The organism is Citrobacter sp. RHB25-C09, from assembly GCF_013836145.1.
In the GTDB taxonomy this organism is placed as follows: domain Bacteria; phylum Pseudomonadota; class Gammaproteobacteria; order Enterobacterales; family Enterobacteriaceae; genus Citrobacter_A.
This window is the reverse complement of record NZ_CP057483.1, coordinates 2,241,261-2,259,009: the sequence shown is the minus strand read 5'-3', so window position 1 is coordinate 2,259,009 and position 17,749 is coordinate 2,241,261. Positions and strand designations below refer to the sequence as shown.

Annotated in this window: 19 protein-coding genes; 10 read left to right on the top strand and 9 right to left on the bottom strand. The window is 51.3% G+C overall.

Annotated elements, in window-relative coordinates; genetic code table 11:
• The first annotated feature begins 15 nt into the window (after positions 1–15).
• Complete coding sequence (tyrR, locus tag HVY19_RS10485) at positions 16–1,557, top strand: transcriptional regulator TyrR (RefSeq protein WP_181680550.1); 1,542 nt, start codon at positions 16–18, stop codon at positions 1,555–1,557.
• 102 nt (positions 1,558–1,659) lie between these two features.
• Here tyrR and tpx read toward each other — a convergent pair whose 3' ends face one another.
• Positions 1,660–2,166, bottom strand: coding sequence for a thiol peroxidase (gene tpx, locus HVY19_RS10480; protein ID WP_181680549.1), 507 nt, complete (start codon positions 2,164–2,166; stop codon positions 1,660–1,662).
• A gap of 121 nt (positions 2,167–2,287) precedes the next feature.
• On the opposite strand from tpx, the gene ycjG reads away from it, so the two are divergent.
• Positions 2,288–3,253, top strand: a complete 966-nt coding sequence (gene ycjG, locus HVY19_RS10475; protein WP_181680548.1) for an L-Ala-D/L-Glu epimerase — start codon at positions 2,288–2,290, stop codon at positions 3,251–3,253.
• On the opposite strand, the gene mpaA is transcribed toward ycjG, so the two are convergent.
• Positions 3,228–3,956, bottom strand: a complete 729-nt coding sequence (gene mpaA, locus HVY19_RS10470; RefSeq protein ID WP_181680547.1) for a murein tripeptide amidase MpaA — start codon at positions 3,954–3,956, stop codon at positions 3,228–3,230. The two genes, ycjG and mpaA, sit on opposite strands and share 26 nt — an antisense overlap.
• A gap of 183 nt (positions 3,957–4,139) precedes the next feature.
• On the opposite strand from mpaA, the gene mppA reads away from it, so the two are divergent.
• Positions 4,140–5,753, top strand: a complete 1,614-nt coding sequence (gene mppA / locus HVY19_RS10465) for a murein tripeptide ABC transporter substrate-binding protein MppA (protein WP_181680546.1) — start codon at positions 4,140–4,142, stop codon at positions 5,751–5,753.
• A gap of 41 nt (positions 5,754–5,794) precedes the next feature.
• Here mppA and bdcA read toward each other — a convergent pair whose 3' ends face one another.
• Positions 5,795–6,508, bottom strand: coding sequence for an SDR family oxidoreductase (gene bdcA, locus HVY19_RS10460; protein ID WP_181680545.1), 714 nt, complete (start codon positions 6,506–6,508; stop codon positions 5,795–5,797).
• Between the two features lie 73 nt (positions 6,509–6,581).
• Here bdcA and HVY19_RS10455 point away from each other — a divergent pair, with 73 nt between their 5' ends.
• A complete protein-coding gene (locus HVY19_RS10455; protein WP_249419071.1) occupies positions 6,582–7,175 on the top strand; it encodes a TetR/AcrR family transcriptional regulator in 594 nt (197 codons plus the stop codon).
• Between the two features lie 92 nt (positions 7,176–7,267).
• Here the strand turns inward: HVY19_RS10455 and HVY19_RS10450 are convergent, their stop codons facing one another.
• Positions 7,268–8,038, bottom strand: a complete 771-nt coding sequence (locus HVY19_RS10450; protein ID WP_181680543.1) for a DeoR/GlpR family DNA-binding transcription regulator — start codon at positions 8,036–8,038, stop codon at positions 7,268–7,270.
• A gap of 98 nt (positions 8,039–8,136) precedes the next feature.
• Here HVY19_RS10450 and HVY19_RS10445 point away from each other — a divergent pair, with 98 nt between their 5' ends.
• Positions 8,137–8,520, top strand: coding sequence for a VOC family protein (locus tag HVY19_RS10445; RefSeq protein WP_181680542.1), 384 nt, complete (start codon positions 8,137–8,139; stop codon positions 8,518–8,520).
• A gap of 70 nt (positions 8,521–8,590) precedes the next feature.
• Complete coding sequence (locus HVY19_RS10440) at positions 8,591–8,851, top strand: DUF2534 family protein (protein WP_181680541.1); 261 nt, start codon at positions 8,591–8,593, stop codon at positions 8,849–8,851.
• A 45-nt stretch (positions 8,852–8,896) separates the two neighbouring features.
• Here HVY19_RS10440 and uspE read toward each other — a convergent pair whose 3' ends face one another.
• From uspE to ogt, 3 genes are all read right to left on the bottom strand, one after another.
• Positions 8,897–9,847, bottom strand: coding sequence for a universal stress protein UspE (gene uspE, locus HVY19_RS10435; protein ID WP_181680540.1), 951 nt, complete (start codon positions 9,845–9,847; stop codon positions 8,897–8,899).
• A 151-nt stretch (positions 9,848–9,998) separates the two neighbouring features.
• Positions 9,999–10,751: a fumarate/nitrate reduction transcriptional regulator Fnr gene (fnr, locus tag HVY19_RS10430; RefSeq protein ID WP_061708991.1), complete on the bottom strand. Its 753-nt coding sequence runs from the start codon at positions 10,749–10,751 to the stop codon at positions 9,999–10,001.
• Between the two features lie 194 nt (positions 10,752–10,945).
• Positions 10,946–11,461, bottom strand: a complete 516-nt coding sequence (gene ogt, locus HVY19_RS10425) for a methylated-DNA--[protein]-cysteine S-methyltransferase (RefSeq protein ID WP_181680539.1) — start codon at positions 11,459–11,461, stop codon at positions 10,946–10,948.
• Positions 11,462–11,818: 357 nt separating this feature from the next.
• Here ogt and smrA point away from each other — a divergent pair, with 357 nt between their 5' ends.
• A complete protein-coding gene (gene smrA / locus HVY19_RS10420) occupies positions 11,819–12,382 on the top strand; it encodes a DNA endonuclease SmrA (RefSeq protein WP_181680538.1) in 564 nt (187 codons plus the stop codon).
• Between the two features lie 5 nt (positions 12,383–12,387).
• Here the strand turns inward: smrA and HVY19_RS10415 are convergent, their stop codons facing one another.
• Positions 12,388–13,620 (bottom strand): sensor domain-containing diguanylate cyclase, encoded by a 1,233-nt coding sequence (locus HVY19_RS10415; protein WP_181680537.1) that lies wholly within the window; start codon positions 13,618–13,620, stop codon positions 12,388–12,390.
• A gap of 249 nt (positions 13,621–13,869) precedes the next feature.
• On the opposite strand from HVY19_RS10415, the gene zntB reads away from it, so the two are divergent.
• The 3 genes from zntB (at position 13,870) to dbpA (ending at position 16,713) form a co-directional block, all read left to right on the top strand.
• Complete coding sequence (gene zntB / locus HVY19_RS10410; RefSeq protein ID WP_181680536.1) at positions 13,870–14,853, top strand: zinc transporter ZntB; 984 nt, start codon at positions 13,870–13,872, stop codon at positions 14,851–14,853.
• 275 nt (positions 14,854–15,128) lie between these two features.
• Positions 15,129–15,311: a hypothetical protein gene (locus HVY19_RS20875; protein ID WP_275943229.1), complete on the top strand. Its 183-nt coding sequence runs from the start codon at positions 15,129–15,131 to the stop codon at positions 15,309–15,311.
• A gap of 28 nt (positions 15,312–15,339) precedes the next feature.
• Positions 15,340–16,713, top strand: a complete 1,374-nt coding sequence (gene dbpA, locus HVY19_RS10405; protein ID WP_181680535.1) for an ATP-dependent RNA helicase DbpA — start codon at positions 15,340–15,342, stop codon at positions 16,711–16,713.
• A 57-nt stretch (positions 16,714–16,770) separates the two neighbouring features.
• Here the strand turns inward: dbpA and ttcA are convergent, their stop codons facing one another.
• Positions 16,771–17,706: a tRNA 2-thiocytidine(32) synthetase TtcA gene (gene ttcA / locus HVY19_RS10400; protein ID WP_181680534.1), complete on the bottom strand. Its 936-nt coding sequence runs from the start codon at positions 17,704–17,706 to the stop codon at positions 16,771–16,773.
• Positions 17,707–17,749 lie beyond the last annotated feature (43 nt).

Here is a 17,749-nt window from a genome sequence, read left to right as displayed (position 1 = left end):
GTGAAGGTTCCCTCCATGCGTCTGGAAGTGTTTTGTGAAGACCGACTGGGTCTGACTCGCGAATTACTCGATTTACTGGTGCTGCGCGGTATTGATTTACGCGGTATCGAAATTGATCCCATCGGGCGAATCTACCTCAATTTTGCAGAACTGGAGTTTACGAACTTCAGCAGTCTTATGGCAGAAATTCGCCGCATTTCAGGCGTTACGGATGTGCGCACCGTACCGTGGATGCCTTCAGAACGTGAACATCTGGCGCTTAGCGCGCTGTTGGAAGCGCTGCCAGAGCCTGTGCTTTCGCTGGATCTGAAAGGCAAAATCGAGATGGCTAACCCGGCAAGTTGTCAGTTGTTTGCCCTGAGCCCAGAGCGGATGCGCAATCAAACGGCTGCTCAACTGATCAGCGGCTTTAATTTCCAGCGCTGGCTGGAAGGCAACCCGCAGGCCTCTCACAACGAACATGTCGTGATTAATGGTCAAAATTTCCTGATGGAAACCACCCCAGTGTACCTGCAGGGGGAAGATGACGAACAGATGCTCACCGGGGCCGTGATGATGCTGCGTTCTACCATCCGGATGGGGCGGCAGTTGCAAAATCTGTCCTCCCAGGATGTTAGCGCCTTTAGCCAGATTATTGCCACCAGTGCAAAAATGAAGCACGTTGTCGAACAGGCTCGCAAGCTGGCGATGCTCAGTGCACCGCTGTTAATCACCGGCGATACCGGTACAGGGAAGGATCTTTTCGCTCATGCCTGCCATCAGGCCAGCCCGCGCGCCGGGAAACCGTATCTGGCTCTTAACTGTGCGTCGATTCCGGAAGATGCTGTCGAGAGCGAACTGTTTGGCCATGCGCCGGAGGGCAAAAAAGGTTTCTTCGAGCAGGCAAACGGCGGTTCGGTTCTGCTGGACGAAATTGGTGAGATGTCTCCGCGAATGCAGACTAAGCTGCTGCGCTTTCTGAATGACGGTACGTTCCGTCGTGTCGGCGAAGATCACGAGGTTCATGTCGATGTGCGCGTTATTTGTGCGACACAAAAGAATCTTGTTGAACTGGTGCAGAAAGGTTTGTTCCGTGAAGATCTTTATTATCGTCTTAACGTACTGACTCTGAACCTGCCGCCGCTGCGTGATTGCCCGCAGGATATCATGCCGCTGACAGAGCTTTTCATTGCGCGCTTTGCCGATGAGCAGGGCGTTCCACGCCCCAAGCTGTCTGCGGATTTAGCCACTATGCTAACCCGCTACAGTTGGCCGGGTAACGTGCGGCAACTGAAAAATGCGGTCTATCGTGCATTGACGCAACTCGACGGCTTTGAACTGCGTCCACAGGATATTTTATTGCCGGATTATGATGGCGCGACGGTCGCGGTGGGTGAGGATGCGATGGAAGGTTCTCTCGATGAAATTACCAGCCGTTTTGAACGGTCGGTACTGACACAATTGTATCGCAATTACCCCAGCACCCGTAAGCTAGCTAAGCGGCTTGGCGTCTCGCATACGGCAATAGCCAATAAATTGCGTGAATACGGTCTGAGTCAGAAGAAGGGCGAAGAATAAGAGGGCGGATGGCGCTGCGTTTGTCTGGCCTACGAGCTAATGCGTTAGTAGGCCGGATAAGGTGCCAGGCGCCATCCGGCAAAAAGAACCTGGTTCTTTCTGTTACGCTTTCAGCACGTTCAGCGCTGCTTCATAGTCCGGCTCGGTGGTGATTTCATTCACCAGTTGGCTGAACACAACGTTGTCGTTTTCATCGATCACTACGACGGCACGGGCAGCCAGGCCTTTCAGCGGACCGTCAGTAATTTCAACGCCGTAGTTTTTCAGGAAATCAGCATTACGCAGCGTCGACAGGGTGATTACGTTGCTCAGACCTTCTGCACCGCAGAAGCGGGACTGTGCGAACGGCAGGTCAGCAGAAATACACAGAACGACGGTATTTTCGATTTCAGTGGCCAGTTGGTTAAACTTACGTACTGATGCCGCGCAAACGCCGGTATCAATGCTTGGGAAAATATTCAGCACTTTGCGTTTGCCAGCAAACTGGCTCAGTGCGACGTCAGACAGATCTTTTGCCACGAGGGTAAAAGGCTGCGCTTTGCTGCCCGCCTGAGGAATGGAATTGGCGACAGCAACCGGGTTGCCCTGGAAATGAACGGTTTGTGACATGGTTATCTTCCTGTTTACATATAGTTAACGTCGCAGCTAGTTTATGCCAACAGTCAATAACACGGCAAACCCTATTTCTATAAAACGCACAATCGACCACGTCACTGCATGAGGAGAAAAAATGAGATCTGTGAAGGTTTATGAGGAAGCATGGCCGCTGCATACTCCGTTTGTCATCGCTCGTGGGAGTCGCAGTGAAGCGCGTGTCGTGGTGGTTGAACTGGAAGAAGACGGCATTAAAGGCGTCGGGGAATGCACACCTTATCCGCGTTACGGTGAGAGCGATGCTTCGGTCCTTGCTCAGATCATGAGTATTGCACCACAACTGGAAAAGGGGCTTAGCCGGGAAGAATTGCAACAGTTGCTACCCGCAGGCGCTGCGCGCAACGCCGTGGATTGTGCGTTGTGGGATTTAAGTGCACGAAAACAGCAGCAAACGCTTGCTGAAAATATCGGAGTGTCGTTGCCCGAGACAATTGCCACCGCCCAGACAGTAGTGATTGGTACGCCGGAGCAGATGGCGGGCAGTGCAGCCGCCCTGTGGGAGGCCGGAGCCAGACTGTTAAAAGTGAAGCTGGATGACCGGCTCATCAGCGAGCGGATGGTGGCGATCCGTTCAGCGGTACCGGAGGCAACAATCATTGTTGATGCCAATGAATCCTGGCGCGCCGAGGGGCTTGCTGCCCGCTGCCAGCTGTTAGCCGATCTTAATGTGGCGATGCTGGAACAACCGCTCCCGGCGCAGGATGATGCCGCGCTGGAGAATTTTGTTCACCCTTTGCCAGTCTGCGCGGATGAAAGTTGTCATACCCGTAGCAGCCTGAAGGCGCTGCATGGGCGGTATGAAATGGTAAATATCAAACTTGATAAAACCGGGGGACTGACAGAGGCCCTGGCCCTGGCAAAAGAAGCGCGCGAGCAGGGTTTCGCGTTGATGCTGGGGTGTATGCTCTGTACCTCGCGGGCAATTAGCGCAGCGTTACCGCTAACGCCGTCCGTTAGCTTTGCAGACCTGGATGGCCCCACCTGGTTGGCCGTTGACGTTGAACCCGCGCTGCACTTTACGACCGGGCAATTGCATCTTTAGGGTGCCAGTGCAGGAGCGTGGACATTGCTTGCAGATACTTCTCACTGGCTTCGTCAGAGGAGATCGGCGGAAACTCAGCGGTGATGCAGGGTAAGTCGAGATCTGCACACCAACTGCCGAAAGAGCCTGGCGTTTCGTATCCGACGCTGGTCACCAGCGGCAGTTCGAACGCCTGCGCCAGCCATGCGCCGAGTTCACTGTTGCCCGGGTCTTCAATACAGGCCAGCGGGTCATGGAACGAGACAACCCACGCCGGATGAATCTGATGAATCAACTGACACAGCGCCCGGGTTTCTGGTTCAGAACCGGGGTGATCTCCCGTCAACAAGACGACGTCGCGCTCTTCAGCCGCGCTATTCCAGCGATACACCGTTTCACCAGGCTTCCAGTTCGCTGCCGGAAAATTACGATTGAGATCAACACCGTTGGCATTGGCGCGCAGTCCTAACTGGCATCCATCCGGGTTCACGGCGAGGATCACATGATGGCGGCGCAGGGAGGGCGTTAGTGTGCGTAGCGCGCAGGATAACGTCACCACCGAAGAATTCTCATCGCCATGGGTGCCGGCGATAATCAACCCCGTTTCGCGGTCAGCGGCTGGGGCCGGAAACCAGATAAGCGGGGCGCCAAGCAGTGAACGGCCATAATGTTCAGTTCCTGGCGGAAATGCGCCGCGTTCGGCACGGGGACGGGAAAGTGTCATAAGCGTCTCTGTATCCTGAAGTTCTTCTTCGCAGTGTTGTGCAAATTTTATGGATAAGCAAATCGTTTTCGTCAGCGCATTTTTTTAGCTGCAATATCAATTTTTTGCCGTAAGGTAATTGCATTTCTTTCAGGTGAAACAAATAATTACGCAAACGTCTAATGACCGGATTGAGGGTATCGTATGAAGCACTCTGTTTCAGTAACCTGTTGCGCGCTGTTGGTTAGCAGCATTTCACTCTCTTATGCTGCAGATGTTCCCGGCGGAACGGTACTGGCAGAGAAGCAGGAACTGGTTCGCCATATCAAGGATGAACCCGCATCGCTCGACCCGGCCAAAGCGGTTGGCCTACCGGAAATTCAAGTCATTCGCGACCTGTTTGAAGGACTGGTTAATCAGAATGAAAAAGGGGAGATCATCCCTGGCGTTGCGACGCAATGGAAAAGCAACGACAACCGCATCTGGACGTTTACTCTGCGTGACAACGCGAAATGGGCCGATGGTACGCCCGTTACCGCGCAGGATTTCGTCTATAGCTGGCAACGATTGGTTGACCCGAAAACCCTGTCTCCTTTTGCCTGGTTTGCCGCGCTGGCGGGAATTACTAATGCTCAGGCGATAGTGGATGGCAAAGCAACGCCGGACAAACTCGGTGTGACTGCCCTGGATGACCGCACCCTGAAAGTGCAACTGGATAAGCCGCTGCCATGGTTTGCCAATCTGACAGCAAGTTTTGCTTTTTATCCGGTGCAAAAAGCCAATGTGGAAAGCGGTAAAGAGTGGACTAAACCGGGCAACCTGGTGGGTAACGGCGCTTATGTGTTAAAAGATCGCGTAGTGAATGAGAAGCTGGTCGTGGTGCCTAACAGCCATTACTGGGATAATGCGAAAACGGTGCTGCAAAAAGTCACCTTTCTACCGATTAATCAGGAATCTTCCGCCACCAAACGCTATCTGGCAGGGGATATTGATATCACCGAATCCTTCCCGAAAAACATGTATCAAAAGTTGATGAAGGATATCCCAGGGCAGGTTTATACGCCTCCGCAGTTGGGCACCTATTATTACGCCTTTAACACTCAGAAAGGCCCGACTGCCGATTCCCGGGTACGTCTGGCGCTAAGCATGACGATTGATCGCCGCATTATGGCGGAGAAAGTGCTGGGCACGGGCGAAAAACCGGCCTGGCATTTTACCCCAGACGTGACCGCCGGGTTTACACCTGAACCTTCACCGTTTGAGCAGATGAGCCAGGAAGAGCTCAACGCACAGGCGAAAACGTTATTACGTGCGGCGGGCTACGGCCCGCAAAAACCGCTCAAGCTGACGCTGTTATACAATACATCCGAAAACCATCAGAAGATTGCCATCGCTGTAGCGTCGATGTGGAAGAAAAACCTGGGCGTTGATGTGAAGCTGCAAAACCAGGAATGGAAAACCTATATTGATAGCCGTAACACCGGTAATTTCGATGTGATCCGCGCCTCCTGGGTAGGGGATTACAACGAACCATCAACATTCCTTTCTCTGCTGACCTCAACGCACTCGGGAAATATTTCCCGTTTTAACAATCCGGCCTATGACAAAGTCATTACCCAGGCAACGATGGAAAACACGGCGCAAGCACGCAATGCCGACTACAACGCGGCTGAAAAAATTCTGATGGAGCAGGCACCGATTGCGCCGATTTATCAGTACACCAACGGCCGCTTAATCAAGCCGTGGCTGAAAGGTTACCCCATCCTTAACCCTGAGGACGTGGCTTACAGTCGCACGATGTATTTAGTGAAGCACTAAGTGAGTTCGGGGTTTCGCAGTTGCGAAACCCCGTCCCGCAATCAGGCGCCAAACGCGCCATCAATCGTGTGCATCGCACCGGTTACAAAAGAGGCTTCCGGGCCCGCCAGCCATGCCACCATCCCCGCAACTTCTTCAGGTCTGCCATGGCGCTTAATAGCCATAAAGCTGTGCATCAGTTCCTTCATCGGGCCTGATTCCGGGTTGGCATCGGTGTCGATAGGGCCAGGTTGAACAACGTTGACGGTAATTCCCCGAGGACCAAAGTCACGCGCTAAGCCGCGCGCCAGACCCTGTAAGGCTGATTTACTCACGGCATATGACGCCATTCCCGGTATCGGCATACGATCGCCATTCACGGAACCAATCACAATAATACGACCACCTTCCGGCATCTGACGTGCTGCTTCAACGGCGGCATGGTAGGGTGCATGAATGTTGATACGGAATAAACGGTCGACAGCGTCGCTGTCTTGTTCCAGCGCGTCGCCGAAGAGAGCGATACCCGCGTTAACGACCAGAACATCCAAAGGTCCGCTGTCACGCACCAGTTTTATCACCGCATCACGGTCGGCACTGTCCGTGAGCACAGCGGTACTTCCGGTTTCTTTCGCCAGTTGTTCTGCGGCCTCGGGTGAACCGGCGTAGCTGAAAATGACCGATGCGCCATCAGCCTTAAAACGCCGAACGATCGACGCGCCAATTCCACGACTTCCACCCATGACCAGTACAGATTTCTTTTGTAATGCAGCCATAACACTCGCCTCATGATATTGTAGTGAAGATTACAATATGCTGCGGTAACTCATGCCGTCAAGGAGTAATGTAGTGAGCACTACAAAAATTAGACGAACCCCGGGACGCCCTCGTCGGTTTGATCTTGATCAAGCCATTGAAACTGCACAGTATCTTTTTCATTCGCAAGGATATGACGCGGTGAGCGTCGCCGATCTGACAAAAGCATTTGGTATCAATCCGCCGAGTTTCTATGCAGCATTTGGCAGTAAGTTTGGGCTGTATACACGTGTACTGGAACGCTATAACCGTACCGGTGCAATCCCATTAGCGTCGCTTTTACGTAACGATCGTCCGGTGGCTGAATGTTTGACTGACGTTCTGAACGAGGCGGCAAAACGCTACGTTGCTGATCAGACCGCGTCCGGCTGCCTGGTGCTGGAAGGCACCCATTGCAACGATCCCGAGGCTCGCGAAGCGGCGAGTGCGTTATACACGGCTGCTGAACAGAGCATTCACGACTATATTGCCCGGCAGTACCCGCAGGACGCCGTTAGGTTGACAGACTTTATGAGTACGTTGATGTCTGGCCTTTCCGCGAAAGCGCGAGCTGGAGATAGCCTGGAACGATTACAGCAAACCGTGCGCCTGGCGGGTCTGGCACTAAAGCAAATTATTCCTGAGTGATGCGTTGTTTTTTAAGTCATTGATTCTAATAAATATTTAATGCCTTGCTGGTGACTAAAAAGAGCGAGAAAGGCAGATTTTCGCTTGCGACTTCATACGGTATAAATGCGAATGTCATGTTCGCGAAAGGCTTCGCCGTACTCCTTGCTGATGTTTTCCTCAACCACCAGTACGTCAATCTCACTGCTTTTGGCGACAACATAGCGGGCAACGGCGGGGATTTTATCGGCGGTGAGTGACACTATCGTCTCATTGCATTGATGGATCACCGCGCGTTTGAATTCGCAGTCGCTGAAATCAAACCCCGTAAGGCCAGACTCGGGTGCCATGGCACAGCCGCCGATAAATCCCTGATCGAAGAAAATTTCGGATAGCTGCGCGATGGCCGTTGCGCCAACGCTGCCACCTGTTGTGCGTTGCAGTTGACCACCCAGCATAATGACGTTGAACAGTGGTTTTTTAAGCAATACGGCAGCAATGTCAGGCGCGTTGGTGACGACGGTCAGCGCGAGTTCGGCGGGCAATGCTTCGGCCATCATCAGGTTTGTTGTGCCGGAATCGATGAATATACAACTGCCGGACTTGACCAGTCGTGCACATTTCTGCGCGATACTGCTCTTTTGTTCTGGTTTATTGCTCTTACGCGCGGCATAGTCAGCGGATTCAGGAAGCATCACGACCGCGCCACCATAGACCTTTTTGCAAATGCCTTCTTTGCTAAGTTCTTGTAAATCACGGCGAATGGTATGTTCTGACACGTTCAGCCTACTGGCAAGGTCGCTACAAACCACGCGCCCATTTTCCAGAAGAATTTGTTGAATAAGCGCTTGTCGCTGTTCCGGGAAAGCTGCATAATCGAGCATAATAAATCCTGATTTTTGTACCTTCGAGCAATAAGCTGCATGATCGTGCATAAAGAGGATTGCTGTCAACATGGTGGATGATGAAACTGAGGTGAACGATGAAAATAGCCCATATGGCGTTATGGACCACGGATCTCGAAACGATGGCACGTTTCTGGGGCGACTTTTTTGGTGGGACGATCAACGAGAAGTATTGCAGTGAAAACAATCCGGGATTTGAGTCGTATTTTGTCAGAGTCGGTGAGGAGATTGCCATTGAACTGATGACCAAACCCCGCTTACGGTCAGTGCTTCCTGACAATCACACCACGGGTTGGGTTCATCTTGCGCTTTCTGTGGGAAGTAAGGAGCAGGTGAACGCGCTGGCTAAAAAAGCCGAGGAAAAGGGGATTCTGGTGTCGCCGCCACGAACTACCGGCGATGGTTACTACGAAGCCGTGATCAAGGATCCTGACGGGAATTATATCGAAATTGTTGAGTAGCACGTTGACGGGTCGTCATGGTATTGTTACGCGCACGTAACAAGGCTTTCAGCTATTAAAGGATGCGCTAATGATTTTCGGAAAGCTTAAGACGGCGAAGGGCAAAAAGTTTCTGCTGTGCCTGCTGGGTGTGTTTATTATCGCGGCGACCGTGGTGACGCGGGCTACGATTGGTGGTGTGATTGAGCAGTACGACATTCCGTTGTCCGACTGGACGACATCAATGTATGTTATTCAGTCCTCCATGATTTGTGTCTACAGCCTCGTCTTTACAATTCTGCTGGCGATTCCGTTAGGGATTTATTTCCTCGGTGGCGATGACCAGAAATGAGAAAAGGCCCGAAGAGTCGGGCCTTAGTCATTTATAGCGTGTTATTTAATCGTCGTCTTCGTCGTCAATCTCAACCGGTGTCTGATATTGATCGGGCTTAATGACCAGTAGGTCGCAGCGCAGATGGTCAATCACCTGTTCCGCTGTGTTGCCAAGAAACGCGGCTGAGATCCCGGTGCGCCCGACGGTACCCAGAACCACAATCCCTGCCTGCAAATGCTCGGCTAAGTCTGGAATGACTTCCTCCGGCAAACCTTTCTCAACGTGCGTGACTTTTTCATCAATACTGAATTTTTGACGCAGCGATTTCATGGCTAAAAGATGTTGACCCCGGATCGCATCGTTATAGACGCTGGGATCAAATTCCGGTAACTCAATGGCAATATTGATTGGGGTAACGGGGTAGGCACCCACAAGATGAACTTCGGTGTGGTTGACCTGTTCTGCCAACAATAAGGTCTCTTTCACCAGTTTTTCGTTGAGGGCATTGTGATACTGCTCCTCGCTGGCAAGGTTAACCGCCACCAGCGCTTTCCCCCCTTCAGGCCAGGGTTGGTCCTTCACCATCCATACCGGGCTTGGACATTTACGCAACAAATGCCAGTCGGTTGGGGTAAAGATCACCGCTTCGAGCTTGTCGTGTTGGTGCGCCATCTTCAGTACCAGATCGTGACCACCGCTGATGACCTCCTGGATAATGGCTTCAAATGGACGGTTGTGCCAGACCACTTTAATCTCAACGGGGACACCCGCATCGATATAGTATTTAGCTTGTTCCTGGATCCAGGCGGTGCGCTGACTAATGACGCCCTGTCGCATAGCGGTACGCTCATCGGGTGACAGCAGGGTAGTCATTTCATAGGAAAAGTCATAAATCGGCAAAAAAGCTTTAATTTTGCCGCCAATCCGTTGGTGTAAATAAACCGCACGCCGTAACGCAGGCTGATCGTCCTGATTAGGATCGATTACCACCAGCATGTTTTGATACATAGCCATACAGGGTCTCCTTACAACTGTCATCGCAGTTTGTTATTAAAAGAGTAACCCAAGAATGTGAATTGAAACAGGGAAGAACCTCCTGCCAGATCAATAAATCGGGAAAATTTAACGATTTGACAGAAGGGTATCAGAAGCGTTTGCGGAAGAATTACGCAACGTTACGCGTGTGGCCGGCGAGGATTGCCAGGGCGTCACTGTTTTCGATAGTAATGTATTTGCCTTTCACAGCAAGCATCCCGCTCTTCTGGAAACGACCCAGTAGACGGCTGATGGTTTCGACGGTCAGCCCCAGGTAGTTACCAATATCGCCACGGGTCATTGTCAGGCGGAATTCGCGCGGGGAGAAACCACGCTGCGCAAAACGACGTGACAAGTTATAAATGAATGCCGCCAGGCGCTCTTCCGCATTTTTCTTTGACAGCAGAAGGATCATATCCTGATCGCCTTTAATCTCACCGCTCATCAGGCGCATCATCTGCTGACGCAGGTTGGGCATTTTACCAGACAGATCGTCCAGGGTTTCAAAGGGAATTTCACAGACCATGGAGGTTTCCAGCGCCTGCGCAAAGCTTGGATGATGACCGGTGCCGATGGCGTCAAAGCCAACCAGATCGCCCGCAAGGTGGAAACCCGTGATTTGCTCATCGCCTTGCTCGGTGATGGTGTAGCTCTTGATCGTACCGGAACGAATGGCGTAGAGCGATTTCAGCTCATCACCCGCTTTAAATAGCGTTTGGCCTTTTTGAATGGGCTTTTTACGCTCGATGATATTATCAAGCTGATCAAGCTCATGCTCATTAAGTGTGAACGGGATGCAAAGCTGGCTGATGCTGCAATCCTGGCAATGGATAGCACAACCGCCAGACTGAATGCGCCGTATAATTCGCTTTTCCGGGATCATAGGTCTGCTCAAGCCGTAATTGATATTTGTCAATTTTAACATCTTTTTGGTGAGCACGTAAGTCTGCGCAGCCGTCAAGAGCGGATAATTCCGGAATGTGTGTAAATTAATTTACTAACCCATTGAAAAACCATGGTTTACGTATGGGCTCTTTACTCAAAAGTGTGAAGCAGAAGGCACGAATTGCCTGGAATTTACAATAAAAGATAGCCTTCATGGCGCAATAACCACTCTTTACGCTGCACACCGCCGGCGTAGCCGGTCAGAGTACCGTTACGTCCAATCACCCGATGGCAGGGTACAACAATGCTTATGGGATTCGAACCGTTAGCGGCACCCACGGCACGCGCTGCGCCAGGACGTCCCAGTTGTTCTGCCAACTGGCCGTAGTGCATTACCTGACCGCAAGGGATCGTTCGTAGCGTCTGCCAGACTTCACGCTGAAAGGGAGTGCCGCCTGTGGCGGTGGGGAGCGTAGCAATCACGCTGAGATTACCCGCAAAGTAATCGGCAAGAATATCGCTGAGGCCGCCGGGGTTTTTCACGCTATAACGCGTGTAGCCTTCGACGCGATAATGAATATTTAGCAGTTGTTCCATGCGATCGCTGTGTTGTTCCCACTCAACGGCACGCAAATGGAACTGTTCATCACAAATAACCCACAGCGGTCCTAGCGGGGTTGCAATCTTATCTTCCAGTAAGGTCAGCATTGTTGTCTCTGTCGTTTTAAATCACGTTAAGAGAAACATACCACGCCAGAAGATCATTCAGCCATACTCCAGATTTGGCATAAAAAATAGAGCCTGCCGACATCCGCCAGACTCTATCAAGCATAAACCACTGCTTCCTTCATATTTTCCCGTGACTATTTCCCGTTACGGGTAACTCTCTTATATCAAGAACAGGTCGACTAAGCCAGAAAGCAAGGGTGACTGATTTCACAGGATTCAAAGTCAAACCAAAAGAAAGGCATATTTTCTGACGGTTACTGGAAACATTAGTAAATCGTTGTGAGCGTATCATGGCACGGCTATGATAGTGGTAGTCTTAAAGTGGGAGGATGAAACATGAACCTTGACGACAAATCGCTGTTCCTTGACGCCATGGAGGATGTCCAGCCTCTAAAACGTAACGTTGATGTTCACTGGCAGCCGGTGCGTAATACTCGTGCGCCGCAGCGTATTGATACCCTCCAGCTTGATAACTTCCTCACGACGGGTTTTCTCGAAGTCATTCCACTGGATCAGCCGCTGGCTTTTCGCCGTGAGGGGCTACAACAGGGCGTTATCGAAAAACTTCACTCAGGAAAATATGGTCAGCAGGCCAGTCTCAACCTGCTGCGTCAGCCCGTTGAAGAGTGCCGTAAGCTGCTGTTTGGCTTTATACACCAGTCGCTTCATGATGGACTGCGTAACGTGCTGATTATTCATGGCAAAGGGCGTGAAGAGAAATCCCACGCTAATATTGTGCGCAGTTATGTCGCGCGCTGGCTGACGGAATTTGATGACGTCCAGGCGTACTGTGCAGCGCTACCGCATCATGGCGGCAGCGGGGCGTGTTATGTTGCATTGCGCAAAACCGCGCAGGCGAAGCAAGAAAACTGGGAGCGTCACGCCAAACGCAGTCGGTAATGGGTTTACGCCGCCAGCACCCGGTTGCGGCCATCATTTTTTGCTCTGTATAACGCCGCATCGACGCGTTTAAACAGTTCATCGATGCTTTCGTTCGATTCGTGATGCGCCACGCCAATGCTGACGGTAAAGCGCGGAAGACCCGGAATGCTGATTTTTGCCACCGAAGCGCGGACCGATTCCGCAAACTGTAGCGCGACATCCAGCGGTGTTCGTGGCAATAAAAAGACGAACTCCTCGCCCCCCCAGCGGAACACCAGGTCACCTTTACGTGCACTTTCTTCAAGATCTCGCGCCAGCGCGCAGAGCACTTCGTCGCCTTTCAAATGACCGTAGAGATCGTTAATGCTCTTGAATCTGTCAGTATCAATAAGCAGCAAACTATAATCCTGAGCCATTGTTAAAGGGTGAGTCTGGCCAGGTTCGGTCAACTGATAAAACTGACGGCGGTTAAGCAGTCCGGTGAGCGCATCGTGCAGGGCAGCATGTTCGAGTTCCTGTTCGAGACGCTTCTGTTCGGTAATATCATGAATGATGCATAGCATCAGTCGATCGCCGTAAATTTCGATCGGACCCGCATAGGTTTGAACGTGGCGGGTTGTGCCATCTGCAATTTTATGAATAAAATTCAAAGGCTTATGCCCACCCGGTAAGCGTGCGATTTCATGCATGATGGGCAAAATTTGCCGACCCAACATATTGATTTCCCAGGTGTGTTTTTGGCACATCACGTCATGCCTGTAACCATAAAAATTCAGCGCTGCAAGATTAGCGTCGACGATAAGACCCTCTCTGGAAGGATCGATGAGTAACATCGGTGCCGAGTTAGTCAAAAAAAAGCGGGCATAGAAGCCTTGCTTTTTACGCTGATAGTTCGTGGAGCGACTGGCCTTTAGCCCCTGCGTGGTCGTCGTTTCAATGCCCTCAAAAAGGATCACTTCGCCAAATTCTGCTAGTTCTTTAACAGACAGTCGGCAGGATAATGCGGAGTGAGTGCTATTCAGGGTGACGGTTAATATTTCAACAATATCGCGATGGTGGCGTAAATCAGTAATATAATTGGCTAACTCATCCTGAGCATGGGTAGAAAACATTCCCTTTTGCAATTGGCTGAACGTATATTCCTGCATTAACTGTTTGGCCGTGTTATTAGCAAAAATGAGTTCTTCTGTGCCAGGTGAAACAATCCAGACAGGAAAAGTAAGCAAATCAAGGGCAGTGAGGCAATGTATGCTCATGGGTCATCCGTTTATTTTTATTAATTCGCTGCAATTGTGTGTAAACGTCAACTGTTAAATCTAGCAGGATATTCACTATTTACGGCACTGAAATACATAAATAAAAATAGGCGCTTATCGCTTAATCGATACTGCAAAATAGCATAATCGAGTTTTTATGAGGTATTTCAGTAGAATGGGACAATGAGAGGTTGCTTACCACAAGCCTGACGCTAGACTAACCAGAAAATAAGCTGTGATGGAGGCAAAATGGAGACCCTAAAAGGCTCAGAAGTGAGTGTGCCAGACGCCGTATTTGCCTGGTTGCTGGACGGGAAGGGAGGCGTGAAACCGCTGACTGATGAGGATGTAATTACCCGCGAAAATCCCTGTTGGTTGCATCTCAACTACACCCATCCTGATAGCGCGCAGTGGCTGGCGACAACTCCGTTATTACCTAATAATGTTCGGAACGCGCTGGCGGGAGAAAGTACCCGTCCACGTGTTAGCCGTCTGGGAGAAGGAACGCTAATCACCTTACGATGCATTAACGGCAGCACGGATGAGCGCCCGGACCAACTAGTGGCAATGCGTTTGTATATGGATGAACGGCTGATTGTTTCCACCCGGCAGCGTAAAGTATTAGCGCTTGACGATGTGGTCAGCGATCTGGAAGAAGGAACCGGTCCGACCGACTGCGGCGGTTGGCTGGTCGATGTCTGTGATGCGCTGACCGATCATGCCAATGAATTTATCGAGGAACTCCACGATAAAATTATCGACCTTGAGGATAATCTGCTCGATCAGCAAATTCCTCCCCGTGGTTTTCTGGCGTTATTACGCAAGCAATTAATTGTCATGCGACGATATATGGCCCCCCAGCGCGACGTTTATGCGCGATTGTCCAGTGAACGTCTGCCGTGGATGTCGGACGATCAACGTCGGAGAATGCAGGATATTGCCGACAGACTGGGGAGAGGGCTGGATGAAATTGACGCTTGTATCGCGCGCACGGGCGTTATGGCGGATGAAATCGCCCAGGTAATGCAGGAGTCTCTGGCGCGTCGTACCTATACCATGTCACTTATGGCGATGGTTTTTCTGCCGAGCACCTTTCTGACCGGGCTTTTTGGCGTCAATCTTGGCGGAATCCCGGGGGGAGCATGGCGTTTCGGCTTTTCATTATTTTGCGTTCTGTTAGTGGTTGTTATTGGCGGTGTTACTTTATGGTTGCATCGCAGTAAATGGTTGTAAAAATTAATCTTTTAAGAGAATTCTATCGCGCAAACGGCTTTTAAATTGAGCGAAGTCAATAAATGAGACAGCTGTTCGGGGCAATATCACTCTCGCAGGTGAATGCAACGTCAAGCGATGGGCGTTGCGCTCCATATTGTCTTACTTCCTTTTTTGAATTACTGCATAGCACAATTGATTCGTACGACGCCGACTTTAATAGAGTCGGCTTTTTTTTGCCTGTCAGGTTTCAGCGACTACCCTAAAAGGGAGTCAACGCTACCCTGGAGGCAAAAATGACCCGTCTAACATTACTGCGCCATCTGGAAATTCCCGCATCGGACCCGGTTCCGACCGATCCCGTGCCAGTCCCTGATCCGATACCACGTCCACAGCCAATGCCGGACCCTCCGCCGGATCAGGAACCGATTAAAATGTCGCATCACAGCCGAAGATCTGCGAGGATACGCGCCTGCTGATCTATGTTGCTTACCGCGAGAATAAATTGTGACCGCTTTTTCTACCCTGAACGCTTTACCTGCCGCCCAACTCGAGAATCTCAATGAGTTGGGCTATTTAACCATGACACCCGTACAGGCTGCGGCGCTTCCAGCGATTCTGGCAGGCCAGGATGTCCGCGTGCAGGCAAAAACGGGAAGTGGTAAGACGGCGGCTTTTGGCCTCGGCTTATTACAGCGCATCGATGTTACGCTTTATCAAACCCAGTCGCTGGTACTCTGTCCTACGCGAGAGCTTGCCGATCAGGTGGCCGGAGAGTTGCGCCGTCTGGCGCGTTTCCTGCCGAATACCAAAATCCTGACGCTGTGTGGCGGACAACCGTTTGGTGCGCAGCGTGATTCGCTTCAGCATGCGCCACATATTATTGTCGCGACGCCGGGACGTTTACTGGATCACCTGCAAAAAGGTACCGTTTCACTGGACGCGTTAACGACGCTGGTGATGGACGAAGCGGATCGGATGCTTGATATGGGCTTCAGTGATGCGATTGATGAAGTCATCCGCTTTACGCCTGATTCCCGTCAGACGTTACTCTTTTCAGCGACCTGGCCGCAGGCGATAGCCGCCATCAGTGGTCGCGTTCAGAAAGCGCCTCTTTCTATTGAGATTGATAGCGTGGACGCACTACCCGCGATTGAACAGCAGTTCTTTGAAACCTCAGCGCATGGCAAAATCCCGCTGCTGCAAAAGTTACTCAGCCAGCATCAACCGGCATCCTGTGTGGTTTTTTGTAACACCAAAAAAGACTGCCAGGCGGTATGCGATGCATTGAACGCCTCGGGGCAAAGCGCACTTTCTTTGCATGGCGATCTGGAGCAGCGCGATCGCGATCAAACGCTGGTACGCTTTGCTAATGGAAGCGCGTGTGTGCTGGCCGCCACCGATGTTGCCGCGCGCGGCCTGGATATTAAATCCCTGGAGCTGGTCGTCAATTTTGAGCTGGCGTGGGATCCCGAAGTTCACGTTCATCGTATCGGACGTACTGCCCGCGCTGGGCAGAGCGGTTTGGCCATCAGTTTTTGTGCGCCGGAAGAGGCACAGCGCGCGAATATTCTTTCCGAGATGTTACAGCTTAAGCTTAACTGGATGCCCACCCCGGCGAATGGGGCGATTATGCCTTTAGAGGCGGAGATGATGACCCTGTGCATCGACGGCGGGAAAAAAGCCAAAATGCGTCCGGGCGATGTTCTGGGGGCGTTAACGGGAGACATGGGGCTGGACGGGGCTGATATTGGCAAAATTACTGTGCATCCGGCGCACGTTTATGTCGCGGTGCGCCATTCCGTGGCCCACAAAGCCTGGAAGCAGATGCAGAGCGGGAAGATCAAAGGCAAAACCTGCCGGGTTCGTCTGTTGAAATAACCCTCGGTCCTGCCAGGCCGGATAACATGCAAACGCTGTTATCCGGCGCGGTCAGTATTACTTCACTTCTACCACGTTCAGGCGTAATTCATCCAACTGATTATCGTCTTCTTCCGGTTGCCAACCGGCAGGCTGCAACGGGATCTCTTCTCGGTCAAACGCCAGATCGCCGCCATCAACAACCTCTGAACCGTGCTTAATGCCTTTGAAGTCGAACAGGTTGATGTCTGACAGGTGAGAAGGCACCACGTTTTGCATCGCGCTGAACATTGTCTCAATACGGCCGGGATAGCGTTTATCCCAGTCACGCAGCATGTCGGCAATGACTTGGCGCTGGAGGTTCGGTTGCGAACCACACAGATTGCACGGAATAATCGGGAACGCTTTAGCTTCAGCGAAGCGCTCGATATCTTTTTCGCGGCAATAGGCCAAAGGGCGGATGACGATATGTTTACCATCGTCGCTCATCAGCTTTGGCGGCATACCTTTCATTTTCCCGCCGTAGAACATATTCAGGAATAAGGTCTGCAAAATATCGTCGCGGTGATGACCGAGAGCGATTTTAGTCGCGCCCAGCTCGCTCGCTGTACGATAGAGAATGCCACGACGCAGTCGTGAACAAAGAGAGCAGGTGGTTTTACCTTCTGGAATTTTATCTTTCACGATCCCATAGGTATTTTCCTCAACGATTTTATATTCTACGCCCAGTTGTTTAAGGTACTCAGGCAGAATATGTTCTGGAAAGCCCGGTTGTTTCTGATCCAGGTTAACGGCCACCAGGGAGAAGCTGATCGGCGCGCTTTGCTGCAAATTGCGCAAAATTTCCAGCATGGTATAGCTGTCTTTGCCGCCAGAAAGACAAACCATAATGCGATCGCCGTCTTCAATCATATTGAAATCGGCAATGGCTTCGCCCACGTTACGACGCAAGCGCTTTTGTAATTTGTTCAGGTTGTACTGTTCTTTTTTACTAATATCTTGATTTTGCGACATTTAATAGAGGCTCAATTCATTGTGTGGCATCAGAAGAGTATGC